Annotated in this window: 15 protein-coding genes and 1 pseudogene; 5 read left to right on the forward strand and 11 right to left on the reverse strand. The window is 55.2% G+C overall.

The annotated features are described in order from the left end of the window. Positions 1-11: 11 nt before the first annotated feature. Positions 12-1,235: a DUF418 domain-containing protein gene (locus tag DBR37_RS02190; protein ID WP_124572662.1), complete on the forward strand. Its 1,224-nt coding sequence runs from the start codon at positions 12-14 to the stop codon at positions 1,233-1,235. Here the strand turns inward: DBR37_RS02190 and DBR37_RS02195 are convergent. Genes DBR37_RS02195 through DBR37_RS02215 form a run of 5 tightly spaced genes read right to left on the reverse strand, consistent with a single transcriptional unit; the run spans position 1,232 to position 6,715 of the window. Further along, complete coding sequence (locus tag DBR37_RS02195) at positions 1,232-2,230, reverse strand: ABC transporter ATP-binding protein (protein WP_124572663.1); 999 nt, start codon at positions 2,228-2,230, stop codon at positions 1,232-1,234. The two genes, DBR37_RS02190 and DBR37_RS02195, sit on opposite strands and share 4 nt — an antisense overlap. Continuing rightward, positions 2,223-3,212, reverse strand: coding sequence for an ABC transporter ATP-binding protein (locus DBR37_RS02200; protein WP_124572664.1), 990 nt, complete (start codon positions 3,210-3,212; stop codon positions 2,223-2,225). Before DBR37_RS02200 ends, DBR37_RS02195 begins: the two co-directional genes overlap by 8 nt. Further along, the gene (locus tag DBR37_RS02205) at positions 3,209-4,117 is read right to left on the reverse strand and encodes an ABC transporter permease (RefSeq protein WP_124572665.1); all 909 of its coding nucleotides are present in this window, start codon (positions 4,115-4,117) and stop codon (positions 3,209-3,211) included. Before DBR37_RS02205 ends, DBR37_RS02200 begins: the two co-directional genes overlap by 4 nt. Then, the gene (locus tag DBR37_RS02210) at positions 4,117-5,094 is read right to left on the reverse strand and encodes an ABC transporter permease (RefSeq protein ID WP_124572666.1); all 978 of its coding nucleotides are present in this window, start codon (positions 5,092-5,094) and stop codon (positions 4,117-4,119) included. Before DBR37_RS02210 ends, DBR37_RS02205 begins: the two co-directional genes overlap by 1 nt. Positions 5,095-5,146: 52 nt before the next feature. After that, positions 5,147-6,715, reverse strand: a complete 1,569-nt coding sequence (locus tag DBR37_RS02215; protein WP_124572667.1) for an ABC transporter substrate-binding protein — start codon at positions 6,713-6,715, stop codon at positions 5,147-5,149. A 296-nt stretch (positions 6,716-7,011) separates the two neighbouring features. Between DBR37_RS02215 and DBR37_RS02220 the strand changes: the two genes are divergently transcribed. Then, positions 7,012-7,347, forward strand: a complete 336-nt coding sequence (locus DBR37_RS02220; protein WP_124572668.1) for a CzcE family metal-binding protein — start codon at positions 7,012-7,014, stop codon at positions 7,345-7,347. On the opposite strand, the gene DBR37_RS02225 is transcribed toward DBR37_RS02220, so the two are convergent. The 3 genes and pseudogenes from DBR37_RS02225 to DBR37_RS17225 form a co-directional block, all read right to left on the reverse strand. Continuing rightward, the gene (locus DBR37_RS02225) at positions 7,344-7,664 is read right to left on the reverse strand and encodes a PepSY domain-containing protein (protein WP_370454219.1); all 321 of its coding nucleotides are present in this window, start codon (positions 7,662-7,664) and stop codon (positions 7,344-7,346) included. The two genes, DBR37_RS02220 and DBR37_RS02225, sit on opposite strands and share 4 nt — an antisense overlap. A 242-nt stretch (positions 7,665-7,906) precedes the next feature. Next, positions 7,907-9,859, reverse strand: coding sequence for an autotransporter domain-containing protein (locus DBR37_RS02230; RefSeq protein ID WP_233588255.1), 1,953 nt, complete (start codon positions 9,857-9,859; stop codon positions 7,907-7,909). Between the two features lie 479 nt (positions 9,860-10,338). Continuing rightward, positions 10,339-10,707, reverse strand: a pseudogene (locus DBR37_RS17225) (IS21 family transposase); the annotation flags it as partial. Between the two features lie 236 nt (positions 10,708-10,943). Here DBR37_RS17225 and DBR37_RS02240 point away from each other — a divergent pair. From DBR37_RS02240 to DBR37_RS02250, 3 genes are all read left to right on the forward strand, one after another. Continuing rightward, positions 10,944-13,382, forward strand: a complete 2,439-nt coding sequence (locus tag DBR37_RS02240; RefSeq protein ID WP_124572670.1) for a heavy metal translocating P-type ATPase — start codon at positions 10,944-10,946, stop codon at positions 13,380-13,382. 27 nt (positions 13,383-13,409) lie between these two features. Further along, positions 13,410-13,832, forward strand: a complete 423-nt coding sequence (gene cueR, locus DBR37_RS02245) for a Cu(I)-responsive transcriptional regulator (RefSeq protein WP_124572671.1) — start codon at positions 13,410-13,412, stop codon at positions 13,830-13,832. An 89-nt stretch (positions 13,833-13,921) separates the two neighbouring features. Further along, a complete protein-coding gene (locus DBR37_RS02250) occupies positions 13,922-14,251 on the forward strand; it encodes an antibiotic biosynthesis monooxygenase (RefSeq protein WP_124572672.1) in 330 nt (109 codons plus the stop codon). 61 nt (positions 14,252-14,312) lie between these two features. Here DBR37_RS02250 and DBR37_RS02255 read toward each other — a convergent pair whose 3' ends face one another. From DBR37_RS02255 to arsH, 3 genes are all read right to left on the reverse strand, one after another. Continuing rightward, positions 14,313-14,525: a heavy-metal-associated domain-containing protein gene (locus tag DBR37_RS02255; protein WP_370454220.1), complete on the reverse strand. Its 213-nt coding sequence runs from the start codon at positions 14,523-14,525 to the stop codon at positions 14,313-14,315. A 60-nt stretch (positions 14,526-14,585) separates the two neighbouring features. Next, complete coding sequence (locus tag DBR37_RS02260) at positions 14,586-15,083, reverse strand: DUF2165 family protein (RefSeq protein ID WP_124572674.1); 498 nt, start codon at positions 15,081-15,083, stop codon at positions 14,586-14,588. Between the two features lie 328 nt (positions 15,084-15,411). Then, positions 15,412-16,143 carry an arsenical resistance protein ArsH gene (arsH, locus tag DBR37_RS02265; RefSeq protein WP_124572675.1) on the reverse strand — a complete coding sequence of 244 codons (732 nt, stop codon included), beginning with the start codon at positions 16,141-16,143 and terminating at the stop codon, positions 15,412-15,414.

The raw sequence follows: 16,143 nt of genomic DNA on the forward strand, positions 1-16,143 counted from the left end.
CTTAAGCAAGCATGAATCAAACCGCAACTCCGGCCACTGACTCCCGTCACGCGCACATAGACGCCATGCGTGGTATAGCCGTGTTCGGCATCCTGCTGGTCAATGTCTTTTCATTTATCTGGGGCTTCAACGCGCTGCGCTACGGCGTACTGCCAGCTGACGCTACCCTGTTCGATATTCTGTCGGTCGCCTTTGTTGCATTCTTTGCCGAACAAAAGTTTTATCCGATATTCGCGTTCCTGTTCGGCGCCAGCTTCGTCCTGATTACACGCTCGGCCCAGCAAAAGCTGGGACGCTGGAGTGACGCCGAACAGTTATACCGTCGCCGGATGAAGTGGTTGCTGGCATGCGGCGTCGTGCATGGCGTATTGATCTGGTTCGGCGACATCCTGACCGTATATGCGATCGCCGGATTCTGGGTATTGTCCGGCCTCGCCAATGCCAGACTGCGCAAAGTACGCAAACACCTGTATGTATGGCTGGGAATATTTACCGCTCTCTTGCTGCTCAATGTCTTCTTCGGCGCGCAACTCTTCGGCAGCGATGACCTGATCGCACAAAGTAAGAATGAAGTGTATGCAGTGGAAGCGGCACGCACGACTTATACCTATGGCAGCTACCTCCGCATCGCCATTCAGCGTATAAGCGATTACATCTCGGTCACCACCCAATCCGTTTTCATCCTGCCGCATATCGCCGTGCTGTTCCTGCTCGGCGTAATATCGGTCAGGCGCGGCTGGCTGACGCAACCGTGGCGGCATACTACTTTCTGGCGCCGCGTACGTCTGATTGGATTTGCGATAGGCATACCGTTCAACCTGATCTGGGCCACGCTGATCCTGGCCGAAGCCATCGATCCTTTACATCCGTCACCCTACTCTTACATTGCGTATGCATGGCTGCCGGTCGGCGGCAGCTGCCTCGCCGCTGCTTATGTCGCCTGCCTGATGCTGGCAGGCACAGACACCCAGCGCTGGCTGGCAAACTGGATGGCACCGGTCGGTCGGATGGCACTCAGTAACTACCTGATGCAGTCGCTGCTGTGTTCGGTACTGATACAGGGATTCGGTTTCGGTCTGGGTGCCAGCTGGCCACCAGCCGGATGGATGCTGATCGCCTTCGCCATCATGTTGCTGCAATTGCTGGTGAGTCGTTGGTGGCTCAGCACGCATACGCAAGGGCCGCTGGAAGCGCTGTCACGACGTTATATCAATCGCCAGCAGAGCGCAGCTTAAACCACGTCGTTCAGATGGCAGGCAGAGTAGTGCTGCGGCGCGATTTCTTTCAGCACGGGTTGCTCGACACTGCAACGCGGCATCGCATGCGGGCAACGCGGATGGAAGTGGCAACCTGAGGGTGGATGCAGCGGCGACGGTATCTCCCCCTTCACCGCAACGAAGTCGATTTTTTTTACTTCCAGCTTCGGTGCAGAAGCCAGCAAGGCGCTGGTGTACGGATGGTTAGCTTGTGCAAACAATTCTGCAGTCGGCGACGATTCCACGATGCGGCCGAGATACATGATGACGACACGATCCGAGATATGTCGCACCACACCCAGGTCATGGCTGATGAAGAGATAAGTCAGTTTCAGCTCATTACGTAATTCTATAAACAGGTTCAGCACTTGCGCCTGTATCGACACATCCAGCGCCGCCACCGCTTCATCGCATACCAGCAACTCCGGCTGCACTGCAAGTGCGCGCGCGATCCCGATACGCGCACGCTGTCCGCCGGAAAACTGATGCGGAAAGCGACGCACCAGCGCCGGATCCAGCCCCACCTTTTGCAACAGGCTGGCAACATAGTCTTTTTGCTCGACGCGTGTGGTCATGCCATGCGCCAGCGGCGCTTCGCCGACGATGTCCTGTATGCGCATGCGCGGATTCAGCGATGCATACGGATCCTGAAAAATCATTTGCATGGCCAATTGCCTGCGCCGCAACTCGCTGCCGGACAGCTGTGCCATGTCCTCGCTTTGCCAGCAGCGAGTACCGGACGACAGAGTATGCAAACCGACTGCCATACGGCCCAGCGTGGATTTGCCGCACCCCGACTCGCCGACCAGACCCACTACCTCGCCCGACTGTATGCTCAGGTTCGCATGATCTACCGCATGCACGACTTCTGCTTCGCGCTTCGCACCGAATGCTTTGGCTATGCGCGCAGCGGTATCCAGCGGTTTGACAAAACGCTTGCTGACATCGCGCAGCTCCAGCAAAGCCTTATCCATGTCTCACCTCCACTGCCTGCGACACCGGATGGAAGCAACGCAAGGTATGCGTACCATGCATGGATAAAGGAGGCGTCTGCTCACACTCGGCAGTCGCACGGTCACAACGGGTACGGAAGGCGCAACCGGACGGCAGATTCAGCAGGGACGGCGTCATGCCCGGGATCTGGCGCAAAGGCTGACCTGCGACATTGCGCGATGGCGACGATGCGATCAGACCATGAGTATATGGATGACGCGTTTGTTCCAGCACTTGCTGCACTGTGCCGCTTTCGACCACCTTACCCGCGTACATCACGCACAGGGCGTCGGCCAGTCCGGCGATCACAGATAAGTCATGCGTAATCCAGATCAATGCGGTACCAGATTCGCGACATAGCTTTTGCATCTCGTACAGGATCTGGCCCTGTATCGTGACGTCCAGTGCGGTGGTCGGCTCATCACAAATAATCAGATCAGGCTTATTCAGCAAAGCAATGGCGATCGCGACCCGTTGCCGCATGCCGCCAGAGAATTGATGCGGATAGGCCAGCAAGCGCTCGTCCGGTGACGCGATACCAACCCGCGCCAAAGCATCGCGCGCCATTGCACGCGCCGTCGTCTTGCTGACATCCTGATGTGCAAGCACCGCTTCCATCATTTGCGTATCAATACGCAAGACCGGATTCAGCGTCATCATCGGGTCCTGGAAAATCATCGCGACGCGATTGCCGCGCACACGCCGCATCGCTTCCGGCGACAGCTCCAGCAGGTTTTGTTCGCGCAACAGAATCTTGCCGCCGACTATCCTGCCTGGTGCGTCTATCAAACCCATGATCGAATATGCGGTCATCGACTTACCCGAGCCCGACTCACCCACCAGGCCCATGATCTGGCCGGGCGCGACCGAGAAGGACACATCTTCCACTGCTTTCACCACGCCTTCGCGTGCAGAGAAATGCATCTGCAGGTTTTGCACGGTGAGTGTCGGTATCGTCGTCATTGTGTTTGCAGGCGTGGATTCAGCACGTCGCGTAATTGGTCGGCCACCAGATTGATGGCCACCACGGTCAGCAGCAAGGCAATACCTGGGAACAGACTGATCCAGTATTTACCCGACATCATGTAATCAAAGCCGTTCGCAATCAGCAAACCCAGCGATGGCTCGGTCACCGGCAAACCTATGCCGAGGAAGGACAAGGTCGCTTCCAGCGAAATCGCAGATGCCACCTGCAAGGCAGCGATCACGATCAGCGGCGGCAGGCAATTCGGCAACAGATGATGAAAAACGATGCGCAAGGGCGACAAGCCAAGTCCGCTGGCGGCTTCTATATATTCTTTCTTGCGTTCGACCAGTGCCGCGCTGCGCGCAGTGCGAGCGTAATACGCCCATTGCACCGCGACCAGCGCGATGATGATTTTGCCTACGCCCGGCCCCATTAATGCCAGCAGGATCAGGGCCACCAGGATAGGCGGGAAGGACAACTGGATATCGGCGATGCGCATGATCAGGCTTTCCACCCGGCCACCAAAATAACCCGCGAATAAACCCAGCGTCAGACCGATCAGCAAAGCGATGACGGTACTGACGACGCCGACGATGATGGAGATGCGTACGCCATACAGAATCGCCGACAGCATATCCCGCCCCTGCTCATCGGTACCCAATACATAAGTCAGACTGTGGTCAAAGTTCTGCGTACCCGGCTCAAGGCGCGAATCCATGATGTCTATCTGCGCCAGATCATACGGATTTTGCGGTGCGATGACAGGTGCAAAGATGGCCGCCAGCACGATCAGCAGCAAGACGATAAAACCCAGTGTCGCTACTTTGCTGGCAAAGAAATTGCGCGCAAAACGCCGGAATGGCGTTTCGATGTGCGCTGTTGTGGCCGTAGCGTCCATCATCAGCCTTGCGCATCCGACAGGCGTACACGCGGGTCCAGCAGCGAATACACAACATCGACTATCAGGTTAATCAATATGAACAGCGCCACGATCAGCATCAGGTAAGCAACGATGACGGGTCTGTCCAGCACGCGTATCGAATCGATGATCAGCTTGCCCATGCCGGGCCAGGCAAAGACTGATTCGGTCACAATCGCAAACGCAATGATGGAACCGAACTGCAATGCAATCACGGTGACGATGGGGATGAGGATGTTCTTCAGTACATGCACGCCGATGATGCGGCTATTGCGCAAACCCTTGGCGCGCGCAAACTTCACATAATCCTGCAGCAAGGCTTCCTGCGCACCGGCGCGTGTCAGACGTATCACCAATGCAATATTAAAAAGCGCGAGATTGAAGGCGGGCAAGAGCAAATGCTTCAACCCATCCCAGCTCAGGAAGCTGACCGGTATACCCAGCAGCAAAGTCGTTTCGCCGCGCCCACTGGCTGGCAGCCAGCCCAGCTGCACCGCAAATACCATGATCAGCATCAGCCCGACCCAAAAGGTCGGAAGTGAGAAACCCAGTATTGATACCGCCATGATGCTTTTGCCGGTCCAGCTATGCGGACGCAGACCAGCCCACAAACCCAGCGGTATGCCGAGCACGATGGACATCAGGATCGCGCACACCGCCAGTTCCATCGTCGCAGGAAAACGTTCCAGTATCAGACCCAGCGCGGAAGTACCGAACGCAAACGAGCGGCCAAGATCGCCGCCGGCTGCATTCTGAATGAAGATGAAGTACTGCTGCCACAACGGTTTATCCAGTCCGAAGGCCGCGATGGTGCGGGCGCGTTCGAGCTGATCCGCATCCGGGCTGAGCAGGATGTCGATAGGATTGCCAATCGCGTAGACGCCGACAAATACCAGCAGGGACATGACGACCAGCACCAGTATGCTTTGTCCGAGGCGGCGCAGGATGAAATCAAACATGGTTCAGGTTCGGCCCGTGAGTTGACGAGCGCAAGCAGACAGCACGCTGGATTTATTCTGGGTGGAATTGGTGTGCAAAAGTGAATTCATCGGTACGCGCAGTGTACTTCAAGCCTTTGCGCATTGCCCAGGTCGCATATTGATGATGCAAGGGCACGACCGCATAATCCTTCATCGCGACGGCAGCCGCTTCCTGCGCATAGCCAGTGCGTTTGGCCTGGTCGACCGAGCCGAGGGAAGAAGCAATCAGCTTATCCAGCGCCGGATTGCTGTACTTGCCCCAGTTCCAGGTACCCCAGCCAGTGTCCGGATTCGAGGTGCCGACCAGTGTGCGCAAACCAAAGTCGCCAGCCAGCGTACCCCAGCCCAGCAAGGCCACGCTGAACTCACCGGCGCGTGCTTTGCTGAAGTAGACCGACAGCGGTAAGGTGACGACCTTGGTCTGTATGCCTATGCGATTGAGAAATTGCGCGACGGTTTGCACCACTTGCGCGTCATTGATATAGCGATCATTCGGCCCGTGCAAGGTCAGTGCGAAACCGTTCGGATAGCCGGCTTCCGCCAGCAACTTCTTCGCGCCTTCCGGATCGTAGGCTTCCACTTTCAACGCATCGTTATAACCGAGCAAGCCCGGTGCAACGATATTCGAAGCCGGCACTGCCAGTCCTTCCATCGTGCGATCCACCAAAGCCTGGCGGTTGATGGACTTGGAAATCGCCTGACGCACGCGGATGTCACGCAAAGGATTGCCCGGCAATGGCTTGCCAGCCTTATCCGTTACATACGGCGAGCTACGCTCGGACTGATCGATCTCCCAGAAGATGGTGCGCCATGAAATCTTTTGCTCCAGCTTGAACCTGGCATTGCGTTTCAGTTTGCTCAAATCGGCGGTCGGCACACCTTCGATTGCATCAACATCACCGGACAGCAAAGCGGCCAGGCGTGGTGCGGAATTGGTGATGATGCGGAAGCTGACTTTATCCCAGTCCGATTTGCCGCCCCAGTAATGATCGTTGCGCGCCACTTCTATACGGTCGCCGCGTTTAAAGCTGACGAATTTATATGGGCCGGTTCCTATCAGCGCCTTGCCGCTGTTGAAATCTTCGGTGCTGGCTTTCTCTGCCGCTTTCTTCGATACGATGAAGATGGCGCTTACATCCAGTGCCAGCGGACCATATGGTGTCGCGGTGCTAAGGCGTACGGTATAGGGATCGACGATTTTCTTCGCGACGATTTGTTTGGTATAGGCGGTGTATGGCCCGGGGCTATTCGTCAGTTTGGCTGGACGGTCCAGCGAAAACACTACGTCTTCGGCGGTAAACTTCGAGCCGTCATGAAACTGCACGTCGTGCCGCAGTTTGAATTCCCAGGTAGTCGCATCAATCGTACGCCATGATGTCGCCAGGCCAGGCACCAGTTTGCCGTTGGCATCAACATTCACCAGCGCATCGAATATATGGGAAGAGAAGGCAACGTTAGGTGCGATGTTCAGATAGTGCGGATCAAGTGAAGAAACATCGGCAGACAAGGCGATCTTCAGATCAGCCGCCCACAACGGTTGTATGGCCAGCGCGCCCAGCAAGGCAAGTGCGGATAAATGTTTTCGTTTGAAGCCGGGCATAGGATTCCTTTAATAAGCCATGAGTGGATAGATGTCTCACGCAAGGATGCGCGAGCTACGCGCGACCTACGCTACAGGGCGATGTTAGTCACCCGCGCCGCGCTTGTAAATCATCCATTTTGGCTTTGGATATATCAAAAAGATATATTGTCGCGTGAAACGCGGATGCTTGCCCGCGACGAGATGTGCGGCCATGCGCGCAGGTGCATTCAGACAACAGTGGAACCTGTATGATGGATTGCTGCTCTAAATGAAGCACATTTGTGCTTCCTTGCCAGAGATGCCCGGAGACTGCCATGCAGACCAGATTACTTACCCTCGCCTTGAGCGCATGCATGATGCTGAGCGCACCGGCCTTTGCTGAAACTACCCGCGTCGATTTGCTGGGTTATCCATCCACCGCGGCGGCGGCGGTGCGTACCATCGTGATTACACCTGACACCAAATGGGTGAATGTCGAAGGCGGTGAAATCATCCACTTCGTGGTCGGCGACAAATCCTTCACCTGGCATTTTTATGTCGGCTTTACCGTCACATCCTTCGACCTGCAACTGGTTGCGCCACCGGGGCTGCTGAACCGACGCATCGTTGCTTATGTCTCGCCTGATCCCAGGTATATAGGACGGGATTAAGCAGTCGCTTGCGGCAAATCACCTTTTGCGATGACGGCGTTACGCACCTGAATTTCGGAACGTACACGCGCCTTGCGTTTCTTCCACCAGATCACCACACCGGTGATACTCAGCATGGAAACCAGCAAACCCATGATGGAAATCAGGATGCGTACCGGCAAACCGAGAATGCGTCCTGAATGCAGCGGGAACTGCATTTGCAGGAAGATATCAGCAGCCCTACCCTGCCACGGCAACCGATTCCCGAGGTAAGCACCGTTCTTGCCATCGAAGTACAAAGCCGCAGGCCCTACTCCGCCAGCGCGCCCTTGCACCATTCCATGCCAGAATCACTTCGCTACACATTATCAATATTCGATATTATCTATAGTAAGTACACACTTACATCAAATCGGAAGTCTGTTTCGTGCCCATCGTCAAAGTTAACGCCACAATTCTGAAATTGCATCTCCGTTTAAAAAATTCAATATGGAATGTCCGCTATCGACCAACAGCGGACATGTAGCAGAAATAATAAAGGCGACCATCCGGTCGCCTTTTTCTTGGTGTGGCTAAGGTGTTAAAAAGCCCACTTCGCCCGCACTGAGGCGGTGTGATTGAGGAAGTCCGAACGGCCTGTTGCGTCATAGCGGAAATTGATTTCCGTGCCGCTTGCAGCAATCATGCTGTACCCGATCCCACCACGTACCAGCCATGGTGAATGATCGATGCCGGTTGTCACAAACGATTGCCCCGGTACACCAGCGTAAGCTGCCACGATGTTGCCTTGCTTGTTAATGGTGTCGTAACCGATGCCGATGTTGGCATCGATACGAGAGACGTTCGAGATGCGATATTGAAGGTAAGTATCCGCACCAATCACCAAGGCGTCGGTTTTGTTTGAATCGACACTCAGATTCAATGCATCCGCACCAATCTCGTTGTAGCTTTGCGATTTGAGCCATGTGTAATCGGCACGCAGGGCAGGTGTGAATGTGGTCTTCTGATTGAGTTCAAACGCTTGTGCAATCGCAGCACCCATATGTGCACTGTAGGTACGATAGTCGGCGCGTGCCGTACGGTTCAACCCACCAAAGTCGATCTGGCGGGTGGATTTGTTGCCGCTGACGCCAATATCGCCCTGGAACGAGAAGGTGCGATTGCTACCCATGTCTTTGCTACCGTAGGCAGACACCACGTGCGAGTCGATGTTGGCACGCTGCGCGGTACCGCTCAGGTCAGTATTGCCATTGACCGAGGTCTTGGCGTAACCGTAGGCCAGGCCAAAGCGTGCACCCGGTGCAACTTCGGCATCGCCACCCAGTGCCAGACCCCAGGTATCGGCTTTAAAACCTGCAGCACCGCTGCGATCATCCTGATCGGCACGTGAGCCAAACACCTTGCCCCAGCCGTTCTTGTTCGACAGTGCATCACCGGACGACAAGCCGGTTGCATTACCGGCATTGCGCTGTTGAATCAGGTTCTGGTAGGTGGATAAGGTCCCTTGAATGGCTTGATTGCCCGAAATGACCGGCAGCGTCTGATTGACTGCGCGAGCGACGCTGGATTGCGTGGGCAGTCTGTTGAATGCGCTGGAAACAACCCCGGTGTCACCGCTGCTAGGTAAGGCATCCAGGATGCGGGCAGCGCCATAGGCTGGCGCCATGGATTGGGCGCGGACGGCATCATAGATGGTGCTGGCATTAACGATATTGAGATCGATGGCGCTACCGTTGCGGACCGCGACGAAATTAAGCAAGGCGGAATTGTCCGTGACATTGAAGGTCGTGGCGTTCAGGGTGCCTGCGCTGATGACACCGCTCAAGGTCTGGTCTTTGGCCAGCGTGTTGATGCTGGCGACATCGACTGCAAGATTGGCACCGGCATTGAAAGTCGCCACTCCGCTGACATTCAGCTTGCCGTAGTTGGCGATGCTGCTCGCACCGATGGTCAAGGTCTGGCTGCTGCTCTGGGTGTAGGTGGTAAAGCCTAACGTGCCGGCGGCGACGCTGGTGCTGCCGCCCCATGTATTACTGCCCGTGATGCTGAGTGTGCCGCTGCCTTGCTTGGTGAAAGAGCCGGAGCCTGTGATGATGCCTGTCGAGTTATTGATGCCGACGGTGAAGGCTTGCGTATCGACGTAGGCGCCAGCGCTGTTGACCTTGATAGCATTGGCCTGGAAACTTTGCAAAAAATTGGCTTCGTTGTCGTTGACACGCAGAATGCCGCCGTTGAAATTCACGCTTGCCGTGCCGCCGCCACTGACCAAATAGCTCGTTTGCAGCACCCCGCCGTTGTTGAGATTGAGCGTGCCGGTTGACGTGTTATTGTCGGGCAGTCCCGTCAGGCCCGCGACGCTGACAATGGCTCCGTCTTGAATGGTCAACTCGCCTACCGGGCCGAATCTGCCGCCAATCACCAGATTGTCGGTCAGGGTGAAAGAAGTCCCCAGACTGCCCGCGGCAATCTGGGTGTTAGTGCCACTCAGAAAATGAAACACGCTGCCGGTAACGGTAATGGATTGAGCCCACACAGGCTGCGCAACGCAAAAAATTGCGGCAAGGAAGAGCTTCTTATTAAAGACGATTGAAACGGATTTATTTCCACGAATCATTTGCACCCTTTTTTAAAAATTTTGTGATATTACGAATTCTTGCAGGAGGCTTGTCTATGGAAATACGGCAGGGTGCAGAATATTGGTATGTCGTGCAATTTTTCGCGACCAAGTCATTTGAGTCAATCATTGCGTTTCTCCGTAGAAATCCCTCTCCGCATCCGGCCCTCTAGATAAACAAAAGCCCCGGAAATCTTCCGAGGCTTTTAACGTTTCGATCCGGTGTTGCTAAAGCGATATCGGCATATCCGTAGTTTATAGTTTAATTGCAACATTGCGCAAAGGAAATTGAGGGGCTGTCTGTTGAATTGCGCTGAAACCTGACCCGTATTTTGCATTGAATTTTGACCCACCCTATTAATGTAATTTTGAGGTTAGGTAGCAGTTAGTCGGCTTGCTGTTGATTTGCTCGCAGAATTGACCCTCTCCAGCTGATCCACCTTCCACTGTCTGGCGAAGGCTGCGACCCGGTCATACGACCCTTCAAATCCCAACGCACACAAGTCGATGTGCATCTGTTTCAAAGTCCGTCGTTGCTTTCGTGACTTCGTCGCCTCGGTCTTTAACCAGGCGGAAAGCTTGAACGCGTATTTATCGAGAGAAGTCGGAGAACGTCTATCAGCATAGGCTGGCTCAACAGTTTCGGCCCGTAGATAACGTCTAACGGTATTTCGAGAGATACCCAGTCGTTTGAATATTTCCCTCAATGAGACCTGGTCACGAAGGTGCCAGCGTCGAATTATTCCAAGTAAAGCCACGTCGATCACTCCATATCTCCTACTCACTTTGATAAGTAGGATTGTGTTCTAAACGTGGGTCAGTTTTCGATGCAAATCAACAATGGATCATCAAAGTTAGGCGCTAACTTTAACGATTTGTGGCGCTAAATATGACGATGGGCAGGTATATCCCGCGATTTGCACCCTACTTGAAAAAAGCCCTTGACCTTCCCATCATGGTAAGGTCGACACTGCTTACATCTACAGTCACCTGCGAGCCCATCATGACGACCGCCCAGTCACTAACAGCTGCAAACAATCTCCGTCGCATCACCCTCGATGTGGCAGGCATGACCTGCGCGTCCTGTGCGTCACGTGTGGAAAAGGCCATCAATGCCATTCCCGGTGTGCAACAAACCAGCGTCAATCTCGCCACCGATTCGGTCGCGGTCGAAGCGACAACCCTGGTCCAGCCCGACATGATCCGGCAGGCCATCGAAAAAGCGGGCTACGAAGTGCCGCAAGAAGAAGTCACGCTCGACATCACCGGGATGACCTGCGCCTCCTGCGCCGGCCGTGTCGAAAAGGCCTTGCGCAAAGTAGATGGCGTGCTCAACGCCAGCATCAACCTCGCCACCGATAGAGCGCAAGTCAAAGTCAACCGCGGCACCAGCAGCTCGGCCCTGATCGCTGCGGTAGAGAAAGCCGGCTATGGCGCAGCCCTGCCGTCTACCCAGTCACAAACAGCGCAACAAGCGAAGGAACAAAAAGCGGCTCCGGACTGGCTGCCCGTGATGTACTCCGCGCTGATCGCCATCCCGCTGGTACTGCCGATGTTCCTGCAACCGTTCGGTATCGAATGGATGTTGCCGGGCTGGCTGCAATGGGCATTGGCAACGCCGGTACAGTTCTGGCTTGGTGCGCGCTTCTATAAAGCGGGCTGGCACGCAGTCAAGGCCGGTACCGGTAATATGGATTTGCTGGTCGCGCTGGGTACCAGCGCCGCTTACGGTCTGAGTATTTATTTACTGCTGACCGCGATGCCCGATCACATGCCACATTTGTATTTTGAAGCATCAGTGGTCGTCATTACCCTGATCCTGCTGGGCAAATGGCTGGAAGCACGCGCCAAGAAACAAACTGCCTCGGCCATACGCGCGCTGCAAAAACTGCGTCCGGAATTCGCCCGCGTGCGCCGCGATGGTGTGGATACTGATGTGGCTATCGACTCGGTCAAGGTCGGCGACATCGTCGTCGTACGTCCCGGCGAACGTATCGCTGTTGACGGCACCATCATCGAAGGCAATAGCCAGGTCGATGAATCACTGATTACGGGTGAAAGCCTGCCGGTAGTCAAACAGGTCGGCGCCAAAGTAACCGGCGCCTCCATCAATGCCGATGGCTTGTTGCTGGTACGTACCGATGCGATCGGCGCAGAAACCACTTTGTCGCGCATCATCCGCATGGTGGAAAACGCACAATCGGCGAAAGCGCCTATCCAGCGCCTGGTCGATAAAGTCAGTGCGATCTTCGTCCCTATCGTTTTGCTGATCGCGCTCGTCACCCTTATCGGCTGGTGGCTCGCAGGTGCCGGGATGGAAACTGCCATCATCAATGCGGTCAGCGTGCTCGTCATTGCCTGTCCATGTGCATTGGGTCTGGCCACACCAACCGCCATCATGGCTGGCACCGGCGTCGCCGCGAAAGCCGGCATCCTGATCAAGGATGCAGAAGCACTGGAAACGGTCCATCGCGTCAACACTGTGGTGTTCGATAAAACCGGCACCCTGACCCTCGGCAAACCGCAAGTCGCGGCCATGCAAGGCAATGGCATACCGACGAAGACCTTGTTGCAATTGGCCGCCACGATCCAGAACGGCAGCGAGCATCCGCTGGCGCATGCCGTCATCGAATCTGCGCGCAAGGAAAATATAGACTTGTTGCCGGTCAGCGAAGTGCAAGCCTTGCCCGGCCGCGGCGTCGCCGCCGTCATCAATGGTCGTCGCCTGCAACTCGGCAGCTCGCGCATGATAGAAGAGCTGGGCCTGAATGGCGGCGCACTAGCTGAACGCGCGCAGGAACTGGAAAGCACCGGCCATACAATTTCATGGCTGGCATTGGCGGATGAACCCACGGAATTGCTGGGCCTGATCGCCTTCGCCGACGCAATCAAGGACAGCGCGCCGCGCGCAATCTCCAGCCTGAATGCACTCGGTATCGATACCGTGCTGCTGAGCGGCGATAACTATGGCAGCGCCAATGCGGTCGGTAGCAAACTCGGCATCCAGCATGTAATCGCACAAGTGCTCCCGGCGGATAAAACCGCCAAGATCACTGAGTTGCAACAAGGCGATCACATCGTTGCGATGGTCGGCGATGGCATCAACGATGCGCCTGCGCTGGCCGCGGCCCACGTCGGCATCGCGATGGCAACCGGCACTGACGTTGCGATGCATGCGGCGGGTATCACGCTGATGCGTGGCGATCCGGCCCTGGTGGCAGATGCGGTCGATATCTCGCGTCGCACCTATAGCAAGATCCGGCAGAACCTGTTCTGGGCATTTATCTACAACCTGGTGGGCATTCCGCTAGCAGCGTTCGGCTTGCTGAACCCTATGCTCGCCGGCGCAGCGATGGCCTTCAGCTCAGTCAGTGTGATCAGTAATGCGTTACTCCTGCGCCGCTGGCACCCGACCGCCAAAACAGCGCATGACAGCAAGTAAGCAACATCCAGACGAAAAGGACATGCCATGAATATCGGCGAAGCAGCACATGCATCCGGCATCACCGCCAAGATGATCCGGCACTATGAAAGCATCCACCTGATTAAACCCAGTGCACGCAGCGACGCCGGCTACCGGACTTATAGCGAAAACGATTTGCACACGCTGCGCTTCATCAAGCGTGCGCGCTCACTGGGTTTCGCTCTGGACCAGATCCGCGACTTGCTGTCGCTGTGGAATGATGCGCACAGGGCCAGCGCCGATGTAAAGGCTATCGCGCTGGCACATGTGGAAGATCTGAACAAGCGCGTGGCAGAGTTAACTGAAATGCGCGACACGCTGCAGCACCTGGCACAATCCTGTAACGGCGATGCGCGGGCTGACTGCCCCATCCTGCAAGGACTGGCGCAGGCTAATGGTGATGAAAGCAGCGGCTGCTGTCCACACTGAGGGTGAGCGCCCTGTAGCGTACAACATACGTCGACGTTCAGCTTTGCAGATTAGAATATCCCGTCCCTGTGTCTCTATCGATAGCGGCCATGTATTCATCTACTTTTATCTTTGCCACCAAACAATTCGATGATGAATTCCATCGTCTGGATCGCATCATCGCGGACGCTGCCAGGTCTATGCCCGGCTATCTGGGTGAAGAAAGCTGGGAAAACGCCAGCAACGGCCTGACTTCCAATGTCTACTACTGGGACAACCTGGCTTCGCTGCAAGCCCTGATCCACCATCCGGTGCATTTACAGGCGAAAACGGCGCAGGCCAACTGGCTGGACGGGTACAGGGTCATCATCTCCGAAGTCTTGCGCACTTACGGCGACGATGTACTGACACAGCTGCCGGAATTGACGCGCAAGGATTAAATTGCCGGGCAATAAAAAAGAGCGAGTGGCATGGCCAACTCGCTCTTTTGTGCGCTGTTTTTTAAACAGTAGTACTGGCAACCACCGGATAACCGGCATCTGCAAGCGCTTCGGAGATATCTACCAACGCAGTATCCGATTGCACGCGTACTTTATGCGTAGGCAGATCAATCTCCACCTTCGCCGTCGCATCCAGCTCTATTACTGTTTTGGTCACTTTGCTTGCGCAATGACCGCAGGTCATATCATCAATTTGCAACTCATACATCGTCATACTCCTTAAGTGGGACAACTGACTACACTGTAGACCTTCCCACCATAGGAAGGTCAAGCCTTATTCATCCAAATCGTCATTCGACATCACGACATAGATCAGCACCAGCAACAGTGTCGTAAAGAAACGGCTGGCATCCGGCACGCCGTTCCATTCTTTCGACATCCACATGCCGAACCACTCGCCGCCTACCGACATGAAGCCGACCTGCCAGACCAGGAAACCCAGGGTCAGGCCAGCAATCGCGTATTTCTTGGCGCGACGGAACGCGACATTATCGCCCTTCAATGCTTGCCACAGCTTGTAGCCACCTAGCCAGCACAGGAGTGCCGTCGCGGTTTCCAGCGCGATGATGAATATATAACCGGCATGCTGTATGAACGGGGACTCAATCGCACGGTAAGTAATACTGTTGCCGGGGAAGGTGGTATCCATGAGAAACACATGGTGCACAAACGCAAAGTTGGTTTCGTAATCAGTGATGTTGCCGAAACTGACAAGCGATGCAAACAGGGCCATGGCCAGCACCATAGCGATTTTGGACAAACGGATCATCATGATCTTTACTCCTTTAATTGGGTCAATTGAAATCCGTTCCTGCCCGCGCTACTTGCAGCAGACGCACGTGTAGACTCCTTGCAGCGAAACTGCAAAGTACTCGGTGAAGTGGGCGGGAAAGATACGGTGCACGAAATGCAGCGTGGGAACGACAGGAATCCAGTTGGGTATCGGGACTGGCCTTACCTGAAGCTGGCCGACTCAGCTTGGAAATGAGTCAGCGAACTGGATGAGCCCAACCTTGGTGAAAATAATTCTACTGGAGATCTGCAGGTTTTCCTATAGCGGTATGGCTATAGATCATCTAAGCAATACCACATGTAGAAGGTCAGATGACGTCTACTGCGGGAGCGGTGGATTTCTGTGCTGACACGTGTCGCTGTCTGCGTTCGCTATAGCGATCCGTCAGGTAGTCGCTGCGTTCGCGCAGCAACAGCGTGAACTTGTATAGCTCTTCCATCACGTCAAACAGGCGATCGTAGTAAGGGGAAGGCTTCATGCGCCCGGCCGCGTCAAACTCATCGTAAGCCTTGGCCACCGAAGACTGATTGGGTATCGTGAACATCCTCATCCAGCGTCCCAGTACACGCATGACATTCACGGTATTAAAGGATTGCGAGCCACCGCTGACCTGCATGACCGCCAGCGTACGCCCCTGGCTGGGACGCATCGCACCTTGCTCCAGTGGTATCCAGTCGATCTGGTTTTTCATCACGGCGGTAATCGTCCCATGCCGCTCCGGACTGCACCACACTTGCCCCTCGGACCATATACTCAATGCACGCAACTCCACTACCTTGGGGTGTGATTCATCCACGCTGCCTGCCATCGGCAAATCACGCGGATCAAAGATGCGTACTTCCGCGCCTAAATGCAGCAGTATGCGCGCCGCCTCTTCGGTCAGGAAGCGACTGAAAGAACGTTCGCGCAATGAACCGTACAACAGCAATATGCGCGGTGCATGTGTGTAATGCGCCGGAATCGCCAGCTTCTCCGGCGTCGGAATATCAATCTGGTTCAATGCAAACGCAGGCAGACTTTTGTCGTCAAATGTGTTCAT

Source organism: Herminiimonas sp. KBW02 (assembly GCF_003852535.1).
GTDB lineage: Bacteria > Pseudomonadota > Gammaproteobacteria > Burkholderiales > Burkholderiaceae_D > Oxalicibacterium.

Coding starts and splice junctions, on each gene's coding strand:
- DBR37_RS02190 (WP_124572662.1), top strand. CDS start 12: ATGAATCAAACCGCAACTCCGGCCACTGACTCCCGTCACGCGCACATA.
- DBR37_RS02195 (WP_124572663.1), bottom strand. CDS start 2,230: ATGGATAAGGCTTTGCTGGAGCTGCGCGATGTCAGCAAGCGTTTTGTC.
- DBR37_RS02200 (WP_124572664.1), bottom strand. CDS start 3,212: ATGACGACGATACCGACACTCACCGTGCAAAACCTGCAGATGCATTTC.
- DBR37_RS02205 (WP_124572665.1), bottom strand. CDS start 4,117: ATGATGGACGCTACGGCCACAACAGCGCACATCGAAACGCCATTCCGG.
- DBR37_RS02210 (WP_124572666.1), bottom strand. CDS start 5,094: ATGTTTGATTTCATCCTGCGCCGCCTCGGACAAAGCATACTGGTGCTG.
- DBR37_RS02215 (WP_124572667.1), bottom strand. CDS start 6,715: ATGCCCGGCTTCAAACGAAAACATTTATCCGCACTTGCCTTGCTGGGC.
- DBR37_RS02220 (WP_124572668.1), top strand. CDS start 7,012: ATGCAGACCAGATTACTTACCCTCGCCTTGAGCGCATGCATGATGCTG.
- DBR37_RS02225 (WP_370454219.1), bottom strand. CDS start 7,664: ATGGTGCAAGGGCGCGCTGGCGGAGTAGGGCCTGCGGCTTTGTACTTC.
- DBR37_RS02240 (WP_124572670.1), top strand. CDS start 10,944: ATGACGACCGCCCAGTCACTAACAGCTGCAAACAATCTCCGTCGCATC.
- cueR (WP_124572671.1), top strand. CDS start 13,410: ATGAATATCGGCGAAGCAGCACATGCATCCGGCATCACCGCCAAGATG.
- DBR37_RS02250 (WP_124572672.1), top strand. CDS start 13,922: ATGTATTCATCTACTTTTATCTTTGCCACCAAACAATTCGATGATGAA.
- DBR37_RS02255 (WP_370454220.1), bottom strand. CDS start 14,525: ATGACGATGTATGAGTTGCAAATTGATGATATGACCTGCGGTCATTGC.
- DBR37_RS02260 (WP_124572674.1), bottom strand. CDS start 15,083: ATGATGATCCGTTTGTCCAAAATCGCTATGGTGCTGGCCATGGCCCTG.
- arsH (WP_124572675.1), bottom strand. CDS start 16,143: ATGAACACATTTGACGACAAAAGTCTGCCTGCGTTTGCATTGAACCAG.